General features: G+C 71.7%; 1 protein-coding gene. It reads right to left on the minus strand.

Features of this window, described 5'->3' with window-relative positions; genetic code table 11:
• Window positions 1–451: 451 nt before the first annotated feature.
• On the minus strand, window positions 452–714 hold a 263-nt coding region (locus tag I59_RS04075; protein WP_305791156.1), incomplete at its 5' end, for an amino acid permease C-terminal domain-containing protein.

The following is a 714-nucleotide window of genomic DNA, read 5'->3' on the forward strand; positions in this document are numbered from 1 at the left end:
TGAGGTGTGAGAACGCTGCGGTCGGTCTGACGGTCGGCGCGAGCGCCCGAGCCAGCGCCAGGTGCCGCTCGATCGCAGACATCGACTGCCACACCGCCGTGTCGAGGTACACGCCGTCCACGATGCGGACCAAGGCGCCCGCACGGTGTCGGCGTTGCAGGGACCGTGCGGCCGATCGATCGACTTCGGTCGCTCGGAGCAGTCGGGGGTACGCGTTGGCCATGGCGGTAGCGTCGCGCTGTCGAGCTCACATCGGTCGGGGCTGCTCCGGGCTGTGGACAACAGGAACTGCTTCGCCGCCTGTGGGCGAGTCTCGGCGTGGGTGGGGCGAGTCTCGGCGTGNNNNANNCTTCTCGNNNGTCNNANCGCGAGAAGTGTCGCCCACGCCCAGACTCGGGCGGGCGCGGCGGGCGGGCGGGCGGCGCACGGGCAGGCGGGCGGGCGCCGCGCGTCAGCGCAGCGTGCTGTGGCGGCCGCCCCACAGCAGGTAGAGCGCGGCGCCGACGACCATCCACACGCCGAACGCCATCCAGGTCCCGGCGCCGAGGAACACCGCGAGCAGCACGCAGCAGACCGTCCCGAGCACCGGCACGACCGGGAAGAGCGGCACCCGGTACGAGCGCTCTAGCCCCGGCTGGGTGCAGGGCATCATGATGACCGACATGTTTACGATCGCGAACGCCACGAGCGTGTCCATGCTCGTCGCGTCGGGCC

Origin of the sequence: Curtobacterium sp. B8 (genome assembly GCF_000333315.1) — a bacterium.
GTDB classification, from domain to species: Bacteria; Actinomycetota; Actinomycetes; order Actinomycetales; family Microbacteriaceae; genus Curtobacterium; species Curtobacterium luteum.